Source organism: Halorubrum gandharaense (assembly GCF_054654575.1).
Window position 1 is genome coordinate 763,350 of the sequence record NZ_BAAIET010000001.1, and the last position, 17,375, is coordinate 780,724.

Consider the following 17,375-nt stretch of genomic DNA (forward strand, 5'->3'; position numbering starts at 1 on the left):
TTGAGTAAGACAGGGTAAACTCTTAGTGACCCCCACCCGTGGACCAAAACGAGGCAGATCGAGAACTATGCGTATCGCGTCCATTCCACAGCGAACTGGCCGAATAGCCCCGCGAAGAGACCGGTCCTCGGCCTCCAACTCCCACCCCTCAGAGGCACAATGAGTGGTCGACGGTCGGTCGAGACGCCAATCGGCGACACGTTCCCGAAATATCTCACCGACAAGGGGAAAGGCGACTCTGGAGACCAGGGCGCGTACCGGAAAGATGCCAAGCGCGAGCTCAACCAGTTCGAGGAGTGGTGTCTCGGCAAGAAGGTCGACAGTGCGAACGCGTCGCCGCCGGAATCGTGGATGGGCGTCGTCGACGAAGCGCCCGTTACGTTCGCAGACCTCGACACCACGGTGTTCTCCGACTACGCTCGGTACCTCACGTCGAAGGGGTACGCTGCCGGGACCGTGCTCACCTACTACGCGCACGTGGCGTCATGGTGTGGATGGGCGAACGCGCAGGGCTACCTCCCGCGCCACTACGCTCGGGAGTCGGATGCCGAAGACCCGCTGCCGGAGAACGACGGCCGGCGCCCGGGCGACCAGCAGGCGTGGGAGCCCGTTCACCGAGACCTGATCACGCGGTTCGTCGACCGACGCGTCTCCGAGGCGTTCGACGAGCTCGGCGTCATCGAGGTCCCCCACGGCGAGCGCGGCGACCCCGACAGCGAGGCGTACCAGCAGAAGGTCGCCGCCCGGTTCGAGGCGTACAAACGGTGTCGCGAGCAGGCACTCGTGTACGTGTTGGCGTACACCGGGCTGCGTGGATCGGAGTTCCTCTCGGCGCCGAAAGAAGATCGGCCGGGACGCAACGGCGTCCGGTGGACGGACCTCTCGTTCGAGGACAGCAGCGTGACGGTGTTCCGGAAGAATCGCGAGTGGAAGGAGGCGTCACTTCCCGACCCCGTGATTGGCCCACTGCGCCGGTATTACAACTTGCTCGAACCGCCGGAGGAGTGGCCCGTCTTCACGACCTTGCACCGACAGTCGCTGTCCAAACATGTCCAAGATGAGCTCGCCGACGCCGACTTCACCGAGGCGGAGATCGCCGCCGAGCGCGAGGTGCGCCCTGACCTGCTTGTCGCGGCCGAACACGACCTCCCGGCGCCGAAACCGCTGACCACCGACGGCGCTCGGTACGTGATGAAGCGACTGTGGAACAACGAAGCGATTCAGGAACGGTGTGAGGAACTCGACGTGGCGCTCGACGGCGACTACCTCGAACTCCACGGCGGCCGGCGGGGAATGGGAGAGGTGCTCGTCCGCCAGTTTGGGTACGCGGCCGCCGCACGCTATCTCGACAACAGCGAGGAACAGGTCCGAGAGGCGTATCAGCACATTGAAGCCGCCGAGCGTGCCGATATGGCGACCGAGGCGTTGTCAGAGACGGATCAGCGGGTTAACGACCGCCCGTCGGAACCACACAGCTGACAGACCGGCCACCGTGTTCGGCACTGACCGGGAGGAAGTGGGAGTCGAAGAAGACCACGATGGCGAGGAACAGACTCTGCTGATGCGGACGTTATCTGGGAATAGAGGGCCTTAAACGGCTTTTTGGGGACAATACGGTATCCAAGTGGCGGTGTGGTTTCTTAGATTATGGTCTAAGATTTCTGGCAAGGAGCTCCATGTGGTTCCTTTTGAGGTCTCTGATACCCACGTCAGCATTCCCCGTGAGAGCACTTTCTACAGGTGAGCAGGCCGAGTGCCTCGGGGCTTGACCCCGAGGGTGAAGACCATACGAAATCCGTACTTTTAATTGGAATAGTCCCATATTTTTGACACAGTCAGAATCAACCCTCAAAGTAGGTGATTGAAGACCTCAATCGCTTTGCTGACCGTTGTCTGATGGGAATGTGGCTCCTCTCAAAATCCGCCACTGGCGGTGCGACGGGAGTTTCAACGGGTCGTGTGGAGCGACCGACCCTCACGGACACGCAGTGTGTTCGGGTGTTAATCCAGCCGACCCATTCTGGGAAGGTCGGGGGGAATTAAATTCACCTGCGGGTGCGGTGCTGACCCAAGACGGTGAAGCCTCGGGGCTTGTCCCCGAGGTACTTCACGCGACGTACCATAGACACCGTTCTTTGAGTGTCAACTCCGACAGCACAGGGATCCAACAGAGTGATCCTCCTCTGTTACCGATCAGTCTTAGAGAACAATCTCGGCCGAGGAACATAGCGAACAAACACAGCCACCTAATATATGTATGTATCTAAGATATCTTTCTTAGTCAACTAACATAGGCACATGACTTATCTGGCTGTCTTAGGTAAGTGTCTGACATAGATTGATTAGGTATCGGAGTGATCCGTCATACATGCTCTCATACACGGTCTACAGTGAAGCAGGTGGGGTCGGCAAGACCTCACTCACCGCGAACATCGCGAAAGCACACGAAAGGGCTGGACTGGATGTCCTCGTCGTGCCCTTAGACCCGCAGGACGGGAACTTCAGCCGACTGTTCGACGTTGACGACGATCGAACCGACTCGTCGGCAGATAGTCTCGTCCGCCATCTCGTCGGCAACCCCGCTGGCGAATTTGAGGATCTCATCCGCACAGCAGAGGGGATCGACATCATTCCCGAACACAACACCCTCTCGGACCTTTCAGACCATCTCGCGCGTGAAAAGAGCCGTGCCGAGGACTTCGGCGATGCGTACAACATCTACGCTCAGCTTCGTCGTGTCCTCGGGGAAAACGGCGTCCCGGAGAAGTACGACGTGCTCATTTGTGACCCGCCGGCGACCGAGTCCGACCACCTCTATAACGCTATTTACGCCACTCGGAACCTGCTCATCCCGTTCGAGCCGTCCGCAAAGGGAGAGGCGTCCGTGGAGGGGCTTGAGGAGCTCGCAACGAACTTCGCCGACCAACTGAACATCGACGTGGGCGTGCTCGGCGCCGTGCCGATCGGCTACAAAGGCACGAAAGACCAGAAGGAGATCCTCAAGCGGGTTCCCTTCGAGGTGCCGGAGGTCATCGGCGACCGAACCTCGATGATGGAGGGCTGCTGGCGCCAACAGTGCAGTGCCTTCGAGTTCGTCCGCAATCACCGGAGCAAGCGCCGCGACTATGAGGTCGAGACGCTCGCGGAATTCGACCGCATCGCCCGCTTCATCGAAACACAGGGTGGGATCGAGGCACCGAACCCGCCGGAACCCGGGTTCGTCGAGGAACGTGAGGAGGTGACCCTCTAATGGGGGGATTCAAGGAAGGCTCCGTCAGTGGCTGGGACACGGAAGAGGAGGACGACGGCGAAGAACCCACCGATGAATCAAATGATGATATACCATCTTCGGATGCCGTCAACACGAACACTTCGGTCGAGTCGGCCGAAGGAGCATCCGAATCCGAAACGGCCGCATCCACAACAGAGTCGTCAACCGAGAGCTCGCCGGCGGGCGCCACAGCCGGGACGGGAAGCTTCGAGACGGCCGATATCCCGTGGATCCTCCGGCGGAGTAGCATTACGGATGGGCGAGAGCAAACCGTCCAGCTCCACCTCCAGGAGAGCACGCTCAAACTCCAACGCGAGCAGAAGACGGAGATTGAGGCGCAACTCGGTGAGAGCGTCCGCAAAGCCGATTTACGGGAGGCGGCGCTGCTCGTCGGGCTCCAGCAGACTGACGACGTGATCGGCGTGCTGCGCGAGTGGGGCTACGCGCTGGAGTGACCGCGGCGCCAACGCCTACTCTCGAAGCGCGTCGACGACATCCACAAGTTCGAAGAGCCGTAGGTCGTCGCGCTCGGCGGCGGTCTCACGCAAGCTTTCGGTGAAGCTGGCCCGCGAGAACAGCGCGTATTCGACATGTCGGGGTCCACCGCTCGGTGGCGACCAACGAAGCTCCTCCACGTGCGACTCTAGGGAGTGGAGTGCGTTGTGACCGGTCCGTGACGAGCGATACTTGCACTCGCCGACGACGAGCGTCTCCGCGTCGGTGAGGCCGACGACGTCGATCTCGTGGTCCTGATACCACCACTGCCCGACATCGACGAGTGGAGTCCCGCCGTATAGTGTCCACAGGGCTCGACAACAGAGATCCTCGAACGCCGGCGCGATGAAATCAGCCATCTCCGGCTTGACCAGCCGGTCGTACGCGTTCTCGCCGAACTGGTCGTACCGGTCCGTGCTCCCGTACAGAAAGCGGAACCAGAACCGGAAGAGCGGGTCGCGGAGTCGATACTGGCTGCGTTTGGATCGTTCGGGCTTCTCGGTGACTGGAACGTGCCGTTCGATGAGCCGAAGTCGCGAGAGCCGGTCGAGATACATCGACAGCTGGTTGTATTCGATACCCGTGGTGCCGGCAATCTCGTTGCGGCTGGTCGCTCCGCCGGCGATCGCTTCCAGTATCGAGAAGTATCGGGTCGGCTCCGTCAGTTCCATTCGGAGGACGTACTCCGGCTCGTTTCGGAGCGAGCCATGACGGTTGAGAATCAGATGCTGGACGTTGTCTCCAAGTGAGCGGTCGTCGTCCAGTTCTTCGAGGTAATACGGAACACCGCCGAACACGCTCCACGCACGCACGGTCTCGTCTGCCGATGCATCCTCCGGGAGGAACGCTGAGACGGACCCGAACGAGAGTTGACGGATATCGAGTTTCATCGATGTCCGTCCGTATAGGGGGCTGTCGCCAAGGAGCGTCGCCTCCTCCATCATGCTGATCGAGGATCCCACGAGGACGAACGTGGGACTCGCAGAATCGAACTCGTGGTCGAACAGTGCCTGGAGTACGGATGGGAGACTCTCATCCTGCTCGATCAAATACGGAAACTCGTCGAGGACGACGGTCGCATCGCGCTTGCCCAAGTAGGTGAGCAACGGTTCCCAGTCGCGGCGGATAGCCTCGATACCCGGAAACGCGTCGCTTGCCGCCTCGACGAACTGCTCGATCTGGAGTTCGGCCGTCTTTTGCCGTGCTTGATAGAAGACTGCGTCGTCGGTGTCTTCGAGCGCCTTCTTGACGAGCCGGGTTTTGCCGAGTCGTCGCCGTCCGTACACCACGCCGAGTTCGGCGCGATCCGACTCGAACAGTTCGTGAAGACAGGCGAGTTCCTGCGAACGGTTCACGAAAGCAGTCATGACGCCCAATCGTGCGGCCGGAGATAAAAATATTCTGAATAATCAAATTCCAAAATATCATATTCTCAGATATTGTGGAGGACCTGGCCCGCTGTTTCATCTTCTTTTGCTGACGCTCACCGTCGTGTGTCAGTTCGGGCTGCAGCGCTCTCACACCATCGCCGCATCGTCGTCGAGATCAGACTGGTCGAGTGCGCTAGCGTACGTCTTGAACGGTGAACTGCGATGCCGCTTCCCGCCAGTGTACGACGAGTTTTCGGACATGCGTAGCGCGTTTGGTGGTCGAGGTAGTCCAGCGTGTCGGCGTCGACATCGACGCCGACGCGCTCCAGTAGCCCCACCGAGAGACGGGCAAAGCGCTTGGAGGTGGGAAGCGTCACCGTTCGACGCGCTCTCGGTCGTCGGTGATCGTGGCTGCTCGCTGGCGGGCCGTGTCGAGATACCGCGGCTGGACGAGACACGTAGTAGGTCCATCTCCGCGGGCCAGAATCCGCGCGAGTAGCGCTGACCTCGGAAATCCGGAAAAGCCCGTCAGAAACACTGTCGGACCGCTCATCGTCGCTACTGTCGGATGCCGCTTGACACCCGTCAACCTGCTCAGAGCCCGGTGCACCCACGCATCGGAATCCGGGATGGAAACGTGAGCGGCCCCACACTGGACGTTGCAACCGTCGGGACGCGAGAAACCGCAAAAAGCCCTCGGGGCCGTGTCGGCGCCCCAGTCCGGAGTCACCCATCCCGCCCATCGGCGCGTCGATGTCCGACCAGCCGGCGACGAACGCGTCGTTGACGCAGACGGTGCCGCAGTCGATGCGACGGGCGATCCCGCGACCGCGGTCGCGGTGGGCCTCGTCGATGAGTGATCCCACCTCCGGACTCCAGTCGAAGGCGTGGCCCAGCTCTAGTGACCGTCTGCTTGTTGGAGTGCACATCCTCAGCAAGCAGACGTTCTAACTAACCAGCTTTGTGAAGTACTAAATTTGGGCCGATCACGGTATCGAATCTCCCGACGTTCTCATCGAGACTGCCGGCGATTACGCCGACCGCATGAATGAGGTGTCGAGACCAGCGTCGTTCGCCGGCGAGCACTTTTAAGCGCGAGCGCCAGTAACCTGGTTTTACGACGTTCCAGGAAATCCGGCAATCGGCGTCCGCTACTGACAAGCCGTAACGTAAGCACGTCGCTGCACACTAGTTGCTGATCAGCTAGTCTCCCTCGGCAAGTAAACCCTTCCGGTTCACCACCCACTCGGCGGAAGGGAGCGTCTCATGCGAGTTCCGTAACGGTGAACTAACTATTCGAACAAGCTGTTTCCAACTCCGAAGTCAAGGCGTGTTGACGCGATGATGGCAGTAACTTTACTATGCTGAACGTTTTTTGACACACTATGAGTCTGAGGCCGGTTGACACGGATACGTTGGGTGAGATCTCGATAGAGGTCGCCAAGGAGAATTTCGGCTTCCTTTATGTAGATCGAGTTGCCAACGAGATTCGGGAACGCTACGAATCGTCGGATACACCGCTCATGAAGGCTGGGAACCTTTCACGGAGCGACGTAAAGGAAGCCCTGCAAAATATCGCAAGTGAGGACTGGGAGAACATTGAACGAATCCGCTCCGGCGTCTTCTACTACGCCGTATTTAGTACGGGACCCCCGGAACGCGTGTTGAACCGACTGCGCGACCTGTTCATGTCGACACAACAGGTCGTCACGGCGGAACAGCTCCGCGAAGAATTCAACCTCGCTATCGAGGACACCGAGTTCTTCGCCGAAAAACTCGTGTCGAACGGCCTGTTGTCACGGATCGCGACCGGCTCTCGAGAGTACTACTCGGTCGGACCCAAACTGAAAGAGAAAACTGGACAGAACCAGCTGAAGGATGAACTAATCAAACAGTCACGAAACGGGACCCCGGTCGGAGTACTATCCCACGAAGAGCTCGAACAGATCATCTCCGTTAACGCCACATCGGACGTAATCCATTACCTCGAAGGGCAGCTCGGCCTTCTCTCTGATCTCGATGGTGAGTACCTTGTATGGGGCTCAATCGAACAGTACGGCGAGTGGATGGCCGAAGAGATCGCCGAGGATGTGGCCGATGAGTTCGAATCGACGGGCTACGCGATGCCAAAACAGGAGTATCGCGAGGTTGTTCGGGCCCGGATCGAGGCTCGATCGAGCATCCTCAAACAGCTGAGCCGGCAGAAACGCACCGAGGCCGTCGACGCCGTTCAGGAGGGGCTCACGACGATCGCCGAGATACACATAAACGGACCAGTAGCTGTTCACGAAGCACCACTGGAAGACGAGATTGCAGCTCACGCGGAGAAGATAGTCGACCCGATTCTCGCGGACGGCTCGGGTGCCGCGATGGCAACATTAAAACAGGAAGCAAAAGAGGAGGTAGCTGACCTCCACCTCGCTGATGACGAGAAGGCAAACAAACACCTCCGAAGTCGCGTACAGGATCGTACAGAAACACTGATCGAAGAGGAGGGATTCTAACATGCGCAACAAGTTCAGCGAATTCGAAGAATCGGAACGAAATGAAACGACGTTTATTACGGCCAGACCGCGGAGCAGCGCCGACGATCCGGTACGATTCGACGGAAGTATCGCTAAGACGGGCTCCAGTGATGAACTGGAAGCAAACTGGGAAGAGATCATCTCAACGCTGGCACAGGCGCATCTTGGTGAACAGCTCGCCATCGACGACGGGCAGGGCGTCATGGGCCGAGAAGAGGCCGCAAAGGCACTGGCGGAGTCGGATTCCGACCACGCCAAAAGTGACCACGCCGCACACGCCATAATCGAATACCTCGCCGAGGAAGATGTGCTTAAACTCGACGGGGAAAAGGTGATCATCCTGATGACCGGCGACGATATTCAGGAGTCCGGGACATCCGCGATGATGAACAACTGGGCGGCGACTCTCGATGCATGCGTCGACCGGATCGAGACGGCGATCGAACGCGTCGAAGAGAACCGCAAGACCCTCGAAAAACATATCGAAAAGCTGGAAGACACGAGATCTGTGGAGACGGACTTCGAGCAGAAACAGCGCGAGCTCGAGCAGGAAATGAAGGCGCTTTTGGCCGGTCGCAAGCCCTCCAAACTCGATTCGGACGAACGTTCGGAATTTAAGCGGCTCCGCGAACGGTATCACCGGTACGAGGCGCTCGAAGACGGCGTAACGGGTAACGACGGTGCAGGGCCCGAGATTGAGAGCCCCCAACGTCTCCACGATCTCATCGAGGATCTGCAGTCGATCAAAGAAGCAATGATACAGCAGGGGATCGACTACCGCCGGACCGCGCTGATCGACGATCTGGAACACAGTGGGGCTCGTGACATGGTCGAGAACTTCACCAATGTCGTCGCCAAAATCGGCGCCGCAACCGATCCGAGCGAGAAAATGGAAGAAACGTCGGACGACGAGTTCATGGAGCAGATCTCCGGAGTCGGGGAGGCCGCTCAGGAGACACAGATAGCGACCGACGAAACGGCAACGACCGTTCGGGACACCTAACGCAGTGCACACTGTCTCGATCCTCGGAACACTCAGCGAGGTTCGTGACACCGTGAGCGACCGGCGTACCGCTCGAACGGTCGCCGGCGATGATGGGGTGGCGGTCCATCACTGTACCGAGTGGGTGTGTCACCTCGTGGACCTGTGTGTCGTCGGGATTCCGCTCCCACCGCTCGACCGTGCGCCGCCGTCGGAGGCCGACCGGGAGATCGCCGTCGAGATGGAGGAACTGTACGGCTGGACCGACGGGAAACGACGACTCTCGGACGGAGGCTGGAATCGACTGGAAGCGGACCTGCTCGACAGTGACGAACCAGTGTCCTACCAAGCTGACGATCGCCTTGATGATGTCGCCGGCGAGCGCGTGATCCCGCTTGCATGCGAGGGATCAGCGGCGGCCAACTGGTACGTGCTTTTCGACCTCCTTCCGACATATCTCACCGCCGTCGCAGCGGACTGTCGGACCCTTGCCGAGCGACATCGGATCGATGGTTCGTCGTCGATCGCTACGGAGTGGGAGGATGTCGGCGACCTGCTTACGGATCTCGGGTCGGTCATCGAGTACCAAACGTCGGTCGCCAAGTGGATTCATGTCCCCGATAGGGATGCCGTCGAGACGGCGAGACGAACTCAATCATTGGCTGACGGGTTGCAAAACGAAACGAGGAATTTGAGATGACACGTGTCAATCTAAAACCGATCACGAAAACGGATCGACCCACGTCGCACGTTCGCGTCGGGCGAAGCAAGATCGGCGGCAATACTGGTATTGTCAAGATCTCTCATGCCGACCGGAAGGCGTTTTTCCATGTCGACTCGGCGGACGACCGCGTCATGAGCGACATCGGAAGCAAGGCGTACATCCACGAGAACGTCGCCGACTTGTTCGGCGGGATCAGCTATGACAAACCGTTCGTCGTCGACGCAAGCGCCGATATCGCGTCAATGCCGTCCTGTGACGAAGCCGAGATCTACGTTCAGGGAGTGGACTCTTCGTCACTTGAAGAGCACCTCCGTTCGTCGGAGTACCTGCTCCACCGGATCGAAGAAATCACGGAGGTTGGAGGATCGTTCGTTCGGTTCTCCGTCGGTGAAATGAGCCCGAGCACGTACTCGACGCTACGGGTCACGGAAGAGACGGATCTCGAGTTCGTCGACGAACCGGTCGATCCCGCACCCGCCACGAGTGCGGGGACGGGTCACCGGAGTGGATCCGGTTCCTCTGCCGGGGGGCACCCCGGCGAGGACGGTGAAGAGGGTGCAACGGTTTCCATCGACCCAACTGTTCCGCAGGTGAGCTTCGAGGAGGACGTGGCCGGTCTCTCCGAGGTGAAAGAAACGGCACGGATGCTTCTGGCCCTGTTCGACACCGATATCCGGCAGACGATCGTCGACAAGTACGGTGAGGAGTTCGCGGATCGGGGTGGGAGCATGCTGCTGTACGGGCCTCCCGGTTGTGGGAAGACTCACGTCTCCGAAGCGATCGCCTACGAGGCGAAGGAGAACACTGATATCGAAGACCAGTACGGCAAGGTGACGTTCCTCGAGGTCCGCGGCAGCGACATCCAGTCGAAGTACGCCGGCGAGTCGGAAAAGAACGTGAGTGCAGTGTTCGAGCAGGCCCACTCGATCGCACAGGAAGACGGCTTTGCCGTCCTATTTTTCGACGAGATCGAGACGCTGATCCCGGACCGGAGCGACGACAACTTACAGCGGCACGAACGCGCCGTCACGAACGCGTTCTTACAGGAAATGAACGATGTCGAGGACAACCTGTTCGTTATCGGTGCGACGAATATGCCGTTTACGATCGATCCAGCTGCGACACGGCGGTTCCCCGTCCAGCAGTTCATCGAACAGCCGGGGGCGGAGGTAATGGCTGAAGTGTGGGAAAAACAGCTCGATTCGCTCCCGAACGCGGACCGGATCGAATTCGAGCGACTCGGCGAGAAGACCGTCGGTTACACACCGGCGGAGGTCGCCGACCGAATCCTCGGAACTGACTTTCAGCGCGAACTGATCCGGAGTGTCATTGATGGCGAGCCGCGTGAAATCACGACGGAGTACCTGTTAGAACAGATCGAAGAGACGGAGCCGAAAACGGTGCGACAGTTCGTAACGAGCGTCAGAGAGCAGGTCGACGAGCTGGAGGGCTATCCGCGGATGAAACAGTACGTCACCCGCGAAGCCGAGCGGCTCGGGATCCGGATGAACACCGGCGGGGAGTCGTTGACGGACCTGCTCGCGGATGAGTCGATGTCCGACGGAGATGAACCGGAGGACACAGTGCAATGACCAACTCCGACGCGTCAGAGGGAGAAAAGACCGATCCGGAGTTCCAGCTGGTCCGACGGAGTTCCTTCAAGATCGGTAACCTCGATGACTGGGCCGTTACCGACGACGCCGTCGCATTATTGAGCGGGTCGACGGTATCGCTCGTGAGCACCGACCGAGACGAGATCATCCTAGAGGAGCCAGGGCAGAACGTCGCGATAAATGACCATCTGTTCGTGTTGTTTGACGGAGAACTCGCAGCGTACGGGCGATCTGGGACTCGCCTCTGGGTCGCGGACGTGCCCGGCGCCGAGCGGATTGCCGCCCCGGACGAAACGGAGTTCGTTGTCGTTCTCACCGATGACGATCGGATCGTGGGAATCGACGCCACCACGGGCGGAATTCGCTTCGAGCAGGACCGTCCCGACGCGGACGTGGCAGCGACGCCCGAGCTCGTTAGCACCACCTCCGACCTCGTGCTCGCGTCGTGGTCGTTCCTGACGGTGTTAGAACCCGACGGAGAGACCCGGATGCGGACGAACCTCGACGGCGCAATAAGCGATCTCGGCGTCGTCGACGACGTAGTGGTCTGTGTGATGAAGGACGACCGCTGTGTCGGCGTGGACCTCGCTTCGGGCGACCAACTATGGGAACACGACTGGGCCGTTGATAGGATCGACCCGCACGGCAGCGGGGAACTGTTCGTTCAGACGACTGATAGCGTCAGGGCCGTCGAACCGAGCGGCGACTGGCGGTCGCTCTCACTCCAGGGTGGGATGCCGGTGGCCGCGGTCTCGGGAAAGGTGGTGTGTTCCGTCGATGGCTCCGTAGTCAACGTGTTCGAGGCCGTTGATCCATCGCAGGTTGAAATAGACGCCGCAGTCGGCGCCGATGAAATCAGTGTCACGGCCCAATCGCTCCCGGTCGTCATCGAGAACGTTGGCGAGACGGTCGCGACGGTGAGAGTCGCGGTCGAGATTGAGGGAGCGACCACGATCACTGGCGAGGAGCGACTCTCGCTGGATCCGGGCGAAAACGAAGGGCTTCGGGTCGGGCTGGGGTCGATCAGTCGAGACCAGCTTGATGTTCGAGTACAGATTGACGGTGAGCTCGTACTGAACGACACTGTGGACGTGCTGGGTGGAGTCGACGCTGTGGAGACATCGGCGACCCCAGTCCACGCGGACGACGGCTGGAACGTGTCTCTGGAGTTGCGGAACCCGGAACCGGTCCCGTTACACGACATTCGAATCGAACCCAGCGGTCGAACGATACCGACGCTGGAAAGCGGTGAGAGCTGCTCGATGGAGGTCGACCTCCCGGAGTCTCGCCGGATCAGGATTCGCGCGGCGGGTGAAACGCAAAAGATCGACATGGCAGTCCCCGAACGGCCGATAGCGGTGAACGCTGCAGTCAATGACGGACTCGTCGTCGTTTCGCTGTGGAACGACGGCGATGTCAGCGTTGACGACGAGATTTCCGTTACGTCCTCGGCGTTACCCCAGCCGCTGACGGTTCCGATCGACGCCGACGTACCGCGGACGGTCGTCGCCTTCCCGCCGGGTGAGAGCGGGAGCGTCACCGTCCGTGCCGACGGCGAATTTCTGGACCACGAAACGACCGTCGAGGTACCGGATGAGGCGGTTCTTCACGGGCGCGATGCCGCTCCGGATCGACCCGTACGGTCCCAAGGGTCGGTCGTCGATGCGACCGCCGCAGCCGGCGGCGGCCCATCCCGAAGATCGGGAAATAGCGGTGGTCCGGACCCGGACGCAGCGAGCGACGATCGGCTCGAGCTTTCGAGAGAGTTCGAGCCGGAGCAGCCACTCGTTGGCAGTTTGGTGTTCGAGTACGTCGAGGTGACGAACGCCAGCTCCGATACAGTCAGCGTCGGCGTCCACCCGACTGATGACGATGAGACTGTGGGGAGCGTTCCCGCCGGCGAGACTCGTCGGTTCGTACGGGTACACACGTTTACTGACTGTGAAGCGACGGTGCCGGCCGTGTCCGTGGAGACATCGGCCGGGCGGCGCGATGCGGGAGAACACCCGATGCGCATCGACCGCCCGGAGGCGTACTGTTTCGCGAGTGGTCACCCACGCCAGGATGCTCTCCGACTCCACGCCGTCAACAACTCTCAGTCTCGAACCACCATCTCCGACTTGTCGCTTCGAAACGGTACTCTGCTCGATGCTCCCGCAGAGATGCAGGTGGCTCCACGGTCGGAAAAAACGGAGACTATCTCGACCGACGAACTCGATCCTTCGACCGAAGCGGAACTGTTGTCATTTTCAATTGCTCCCGATGTCGTCGACGACGTGGATCGGGACCACCGCCAGACGCTCGTTCACGTCGAAGGCGGAGAGGTTTCGGGAATCGAGGACCTAACTCTCGAAATCGACGACGAAACCGTCGTGGACGACGGCAGCGGGACGGTCGTCGTTACGGTAATGAACGACGGACCGGACCCAATCGACGGTATTTCGATCGAGGCAGGTGGCGAACAGCTTCGACCGATTCTCTACGATCCGCTGGAGGACATGTCGCTCGATCCCGGTGAAACTACATCTCACTACGTTGATGTCGAAGGCGTCGCGGACCGTGTGAAGGTCCCGTTGACGCTGGCCGTCGACGGTGACGAGACCCGGGCAGAGGTTGTCGGCGATCCGTCGAATGTCGGGGCGCTTGCGATTGAACGGGAATCGACGGACAGTGTGGGGTTCCCGCTTCGTATATCGAGCCCGGTCGAACTCGTTCCGGATCAGTGAAGCGCCCGCATTATCGAAGGAACCCTCCGGTCTCTGCCATCCGCGCCTCCCTTACGTACAGCCGAGCGTTCAGGAGCTGCCGGATCACCACGTAGAGGAACACCACACCGAAGCCAGCCCCGGCACCAAGGAGCGTGTACTGGGTGATCTGCAGCTGCAACGCCGCTTGGGAGGCCTCGGCGTCCGTTGCCTCGGCTTCGGCCGTAGCACCTGCATTCTCGAAGTTTGTCGCTGCGTCGTCGTAGTTCTCCAGTATCGAATCGCTGGATGACGCCACTTCGTCGTACCGCGTGGGGTTCAACACGAGCGGCTGACCAAGCACCGTTAGTGTCGCTTCATCCTCTAGGTCTCGTAGAGTGGACCTTGCGGACTGCCGGTGTTCGACGCCGTCCTCAACGTGGATCTGGTACGACGAGAACCGCTCCTCGCCGATCTCCTCGTGGTCAGCGGCCGCAGCGTCGTCACCCTGCAAGGCGTAGACCGACTCGAGACTGGTGCTGGCCTGATACTGTGCGAGTGCGCTCGCGTCATCGTCTTCGAGGATCGCCTGATAGTGGCTCTCCTGTTCTGCGACGATCTCCTCAAGCGGTTCCGCAGACTCTTCAAGGGCAACTTCCAGATCCGACGCGGTTTCCTGGTCGGTGATCTCCGACACCGAATCGTCGATTAGCTCCCGTGCAACGAGCGCGCTGACGACGTTCGGCTGGGCCGCCTCGTAGTCGTCCTCAGCCTGAAGTTCCCCCGCGGCACCGACACGGTCAATCAGCACGATCGTCGTCTGTGCGACGGTGAGTGACCGCTGAATATCACCATCGTCCACCGATTCACCCTCGCGGAGACGCGTTTCGAGGTCGGTGAGCCCCTCCGTGACGCCATCCGCGGCGTCGGCCTGCCAGCCTCCCTCTCCGCCGGATGCTTCGAGACCGGTGACGATATCCTCCACAGAGAGGAGACGGGCGGTTGCCACAACCTCAACCTCCTCGGAATCAACGCCATCGGCATCGACTTCGAACGTCCACACATACTGCTGGTAGGCTTCGGCCTCGGTGTCGAACAGCAGATCCATCCGGAGCTCAGAGGAGTCGCCTGCACGGACCGTCGATGTCGGTTCACCACTCGCTTCGAGCCAGTCATCGGGGCCGTCGACGAGCGTTACCTCAACGTTCTCCAGATCGTTGTAACCGAGCCGTTCCGATACGTCGACGGAGCGAGTGACGCTCTCGGTTATCGTCACTTCGCCCAGACGGACCTCACTCGAGGAAACGGCCAGTTCGGTCTCGTGTTCGACATCGAAATCTCGGGTGATGGTCTCCGATCCGGCGTCGTCAGTCTCAACTGCAATCTCCAGCTCGTAGGTCTCCTCCGAAACGCTGGGATCGGCTTCAATGACCACCTCCGCATCCCGAGACTCCTGACCGTCGACGAACCCGGGAGCGTCGACGACCGTCGCACTGATGCCCGGCTGTGAGACGCTCGCATCGACGGAGTCGACCTCCATCTCAAGATCGCCGTCGTTCGGGATATCAACCGTCGTTGTGTGGGTCTGTGAACTCACCTCGTCACGCGGTTCATCGAATGAGAACGTTCCGGGTGTGCTCCGGACATTTCCGAGCGTCGCCGGGAATATTACCCGAGCGTTGACAGTCACGTCCCGATCCGGACTCTCGTCGTCGGTGCCGCTGATCAACGCGTCGACTTCGATATCGTCGTGTTGTGATGCGTCGTCGCTCACGTCGACGGTGACCGTCGCCTCGCCGGACCCGCCGGGCGATGTCCCGAACGAGAACGGAATGTCGAACCCGATATCGGCGTTCGGGTCGGCGGACACGGTTTCTATGTCAAGCCCGTCTAACCCTTCGTTGCCGCCGAGTTCGTCGACGGTGAACTCCACGTCTTCGGAGGTGCCGACCAGCACGTCACCGACATCGATCTCGTCGCCGGAAACCCCGGCGACAGGCGGTTTTTGCACCTCGAGCGACACGGTGAACGTCTCACTGTTCCCGAGGTTGTCCGAGACGGTCACCCCCACGGAGTACGACCCTGCGTCGACCGAGTCGTCGACGGCGATCTCGGTCGTCAGGTCGCCGTTGGAGTTTCCGTCGATGAGATCGGACCGGGAGTCCACGCTGGCGTCGACGCCGTCGTGTTCCTCGAACACCACATCGGTCACGTCCATCACGCCGTCCCCGACGTTCGGCATGTCGACCTCGACAGTCGTCGTTGCGGAATCGTCGTCGACAAACACCACTTCCGTGGACTGATCGTTGATAGTGCCGAACGCCGGCTCGACGTAATCAACCGCGAGACTTAGCGTCTCGGATGCCTCCGTCGTTCCGTCGTCATGTTCGACGCCGACGGACTCGCTGTGTGTCGTCTCCGACGCGCCGCTCTCGGCGGTCGCCGTGTATTCGACGGTGTACTGTTCGCCCTCTTCGACGGACCACGAAGTTGACGTGCCGCTGGAACCGCCGCCGGACCAGCTCGAGAAGACGAACTCGACATCCCCCCCGCTGGTCGTACGGGTATCAGTGGCGCTCACCGTCCCGTCCTCGCTCGCCGTAAACGTGAACGACAACGTCTCCGATTCGGACTGGTCATCCAGCGCTTCGTCAAGCTCGACGTTACCCGAGGTGGCAGCCGCCGTCGCCACGGCAGCACCGAGAAGCACTGACAAAGCGATCAGCACGACAATCCACCGGTTACGCATCGTCTACCTCCAGTGGCGTCACGATCCGGTCACTGGCCGCAGTTTTGATATCACGGCCCCACTTCGAGATTCGCCAGAACGCCACGGCACCGACGGCACCGAGAATCACTGTGTAAACGACTCCCAATACGACGCTCGATATCGCAGTGGTGACTAACGCGTCGAACGACGCTTCACGCTGAGTGGCCGCGTCGCTCGACGTGTCGGCGACGCCGTGCTCCGCGGCGACCCGTTCGGCTTCGGCAGCCGACTCGTGGGCATCGAAAGCGCCTTCGTAGGCTCCGAAGCTCGAGAACGGGTCCTCAGTCATCATCGCTCCGACGTCCTCGCAAGCAGTGTCACAGCCGTCGAGATACGCATCCGTTTCGTCGAGAAGGGAATCATGTCGTTCCATGTCGTCGTCGTACTCCGTCCGGAGGTTGTCGCGTTCGACCTGAATTTCGGCGTACCGCTCGGAGCCGCCGGACTGCTCGTACGCGTGCACCGACGAGGAGAGCATGTCGATGCGTTCGGGCGTCTCATCGATCTCCTGTGAGCGGTCGTAGATTCGCTCTCCCTGAAGCTCGTAGAATCGTTCGAGCGCGACGTAACCAAACGCGGCGTACGTCCCTTCGCCCGCCTCGTCAAGTTGCTCTATCGCCGCGAACGCCTCATCAGCGTCATCGAGGCTCGCAACTGGATCGGACTGGGATATCTCGTAGGCGCGTTCGAACGCGAGAAGAGCAGTCAACAGGAGATCAGCTCGCTGTCGATCAGCGTCGGTAAACGTCTCACCCTGCTGAATCTCGACGACTATTTGGCTGCGAGCGATGTCGAGTTCGGGATACTCGCTCAACGCCTCGCTGTCCCGGAGATCGTTCAGTTCGATAACGAAATCCTCCGGTGACTCCTGTGCTCCTACAGCGCCGCTTGCGCCGAGTGCAAGCAGTCCAGTCACGACGAGAACCGCCACGAAGATGCGT

The 17,375-nt window shown here is 60.3% G+C and carries 12 protein-coding genes; 8 read left to right on the plus strand and 4 right to left on the minus strand.

The genetic code is table 11. The features are described from left to right. Nucleotides 1-159 precede the first annotated feature (159 nt). From ACYQ07_RS03590 to ACYQ07_RS03600, 3 genes are all read left to right on the plus strand, one after another. Nucleotides 160-1,479, plus strand: coding sequence for a site-specific recombinase (locus tag ACYQ07_RS03590; RefSeq protein ID WP_459877471.1), 1,320 nt, complete (start codon nucleotides 160-162; stop codon nucleotides 1,477-1,479). Nucleotides 1,480-2,368: 889 nt separating this feature from the next. Further along, nucleotides 2,369-3,250 carry a ParA family protein gene (locus tag ACYQ07_RS03595; RefSeq protein WP_459877474.1) on the plus strand — a complete coding sequence of 294 codons (882 nt, stop codon included), beginning with the start codon at nucleotides 2,369-2,371 and terminating at the stop codon, nucleotides 3,248-3,250. After that, nucleotides 3,250-3,726, plus strand: a complete 477-nt coding sequence (locus ACYQ07_RS03600; protein WP_459877477.1) for a DUF7970 domain-containing protein — start codon at nucleotides 3,250-3,252, stop codon at nucleotides 3,724-3,726. Before ACYQ07_RS03595 ends, ACYQ07_RS03600 begins: the two co-directional genes overlap by 1 nt. 15 nt (nucleotides 3,727-3,741) lie before the next feature. Here ACYQ07_RS03600 and ACYQ07_RS03605 read toward each other — a convergent pair whose 3' ends face one another. Beyond that, nucleotides 3,742-5,133 carry an ATP-binding protein gene (locus ACYQ07_RS03605; RefSeq protein ID WP_459877479.1) on the minus strand — a complete coding sequence of 464 codons (1,392 nt, stop codon included), beginning with the start codon at nucleotides 5,131-5,133 and terminating at the stop codon, nucleotides 3,742-3,744. A gap of 116 nt (nucleotides 5,134-5,249) precedes the next feature. Then, nucleotides 5,250-6,002: an aldehyde dehydrogenase family protein gene (locus ACYQ07_RS03610; RefSeq protein WP_459877482.1), complete on the minus strand. Its 753-nt coding sequence runs from the start codon at nucleotides 6,000-6,002 to the stop codon at nucleotides 5,250-5,252. A gap of 519 nt (nucleotides 6,003-6,521) precedes the next feature. Between ACYQ07_RS03610 and ACYQ07_RS03615 the strand changes: the two genes are divergently transcribed. From ACYQ07_RS03615 to ACYQ07_RS03635, 5 genes are all read left to right on the plus strand, one after another. Next, nucleotides 6,522-7,640 carry a hypothetical protein gene (locus tag ACYQ07_RS03615; RefSeq protein WP_459877484.1) on the plus strand — a complete coding sequence of 373 codons (1,119 nt, stop codon included), beginning with the start codon at nucleotides 6,522-6,524 and terminating at the stop codon, nucleotides 7,638-7,640. A 1-nt stretch (nucleotide 7,641) separates the two neighbouring features. After that, nucleotides 7,642-8,664 carry a hypothetical protein gene (locus ACYQ07_RS03620; RefSeq protein WP_459877487.1) on the plus strand — a complete coding sequence of 341 codons (1,023 nt, stop codon included), beginning with the start codon at nucleotides 7,642-7,644 and terminating at the stop codon, nucleotides 8,662-8,664. Nucleotides 8,665-8,716: 52 nt separating this feature from the next. Beyond that, nucleotides 8,717-9,343 carry a hypothetical protein gene (locus ACYQ07_RS03625; protein WP_459877490.1) on the plus strand — a complete coding sequence of 209 codons (627 nt, stop codon included), beginning with the start codon at nucleotides 8,717-8,719 and terminating at the stop codon, nucleotides 9,341-9,343. Nucleotides 9,344-9,498: 155 nt separating this feature from the next. Next, nucleotides 9,499-10,959 (plus strand): ATP-binding protein, encoded by a 1,461-nt coding sequence (locus ACYQ07_RS03630; protein WP_459877493.1) that lies wholly within the window; start codon nucleotides 9,499-9,501, stop codon nucleotides 10,957-10,959. Next, complete coding sequence (locus ACYQ07_RS03635) at nucleotides 10,956-13,706, plus strand: outer membrane protein assembly factor BamB family protein (protein WP_459877496.1); 2,751 nt, start codon at nucleotides 10,956-10,958, stop codon at nucleotides 13,704-13,706. Before ACYQ07_RS03630 ends, ACYQ07_RS03635 begins: the two co-directional genes overlap by 4 nt. A gap of 10 nt (nucleotides 13,707-13,716) precedes the next feature. Here ACYQ07_RS03635 and ACYQ07_RS03640 read toward each other — a convergent pair whose 3' ends face one another. Together ACYQ07_RS03640 and ACYQ07_RS03645 are read right to left on the minus strand one after the other, a co-directional pair. Further along, the gene (locus ACYQ07_RS03640; RefSeq protein WP_459877499.1) at nucleotides 13,717-16,413 is read right to left on the minus strand and encodes a COG1361 family protein; all 2,697 of its coding nucleotides are present in this window, start codon (nucleotides 16,411-16,413) and stop codon (nucleotides 13,717-13,719) included. Then, the gene (locus tag ACYQ07_RS03645; RefSeq protein WP_459877502.1) at nucleotides 16,406-17,365 is read right to left on the minus strand and encodes a hypothetical protein; all 960 of its coding nucleotides are present in this window, start codon (nucleotides 17,363-17,365) and stop codon (nucleotides 16,406-16,408) included. The genes ACYQ07_RS03640 and ACYQ07_RS03645 overlap by 8 nt, the downstream gene beginning before the upstream one ends. Nucleotides 17,366-17,375: the final 10 nt, after the last annotated feature.

Bases quoted from the DNA above. Each gene is read 5' to 3' on its own strand.
- ACYQ07_RS03590 (WP_459877471.1), top strand. From the start codon at position 160: ATGAGTGGTCGACGGTCGGTCGAGACGCCAATCGGCGACACGTTCCCG.
- ACYQ07_RS03595 (WP_459877474.1), top strand. From the start codon at position 2,369: ATGCTCTCATACACGGTCTACAGTGAAGCAGGTGGGGTCGGCAAGACC.
- ACYQ07_RS03600 (WP_459877477.1), top strand. From the start codon at position 3,250: ATGGGGGGATTCAAGGAAGGCTCCGTCAGTGGCTGGGACACGGAAGAG.
- ACYQ07_RS03605 (WP_459877479.1), bottom strand. From the start codon at position 5,133: ATGACTGCTTTCGTGAACCGTTCGCAGGAACTCGCCTGTCTTCACGAA.
- ACYQ07_RS03615 (WP_459877484.1), top strand. From the start codon at position 6,522: ATGAGTCTGAGGCCGGTTGACACGGATACGTTGGGTGAGATCTCGATA.
- ACYQ07_RS03620 (WP_459877487.1), top strand. From the start codon at position 7,642: ATGCGCAACAAGTTCAGCGAATTCGAAGAATCGGAACGAAATGAAACG.
- ACYQ07_RS03630 (WP_459877493.1), top strand. From the start codon at position 9,499: ATGAGCGACATCGGAAGCAAGGCGTACATCCACGAGAACGTCGCCGAC.
- ACYQ07_RS03635 (WP_459877496.1), top strand. From the start codon at position 10,956: ATGACCAACTCCGACGCGTCAGAGGGAGAAAAGACCGATCCGGAGTTC.
- ACYQ07_RS03640 (WP_459877499.1), bottom strand. From the start codon at position 16,413: ATGCGTAACCGGTGGATTGTCGTGCTGATCGCTTTGTCAGTGCTTCTC.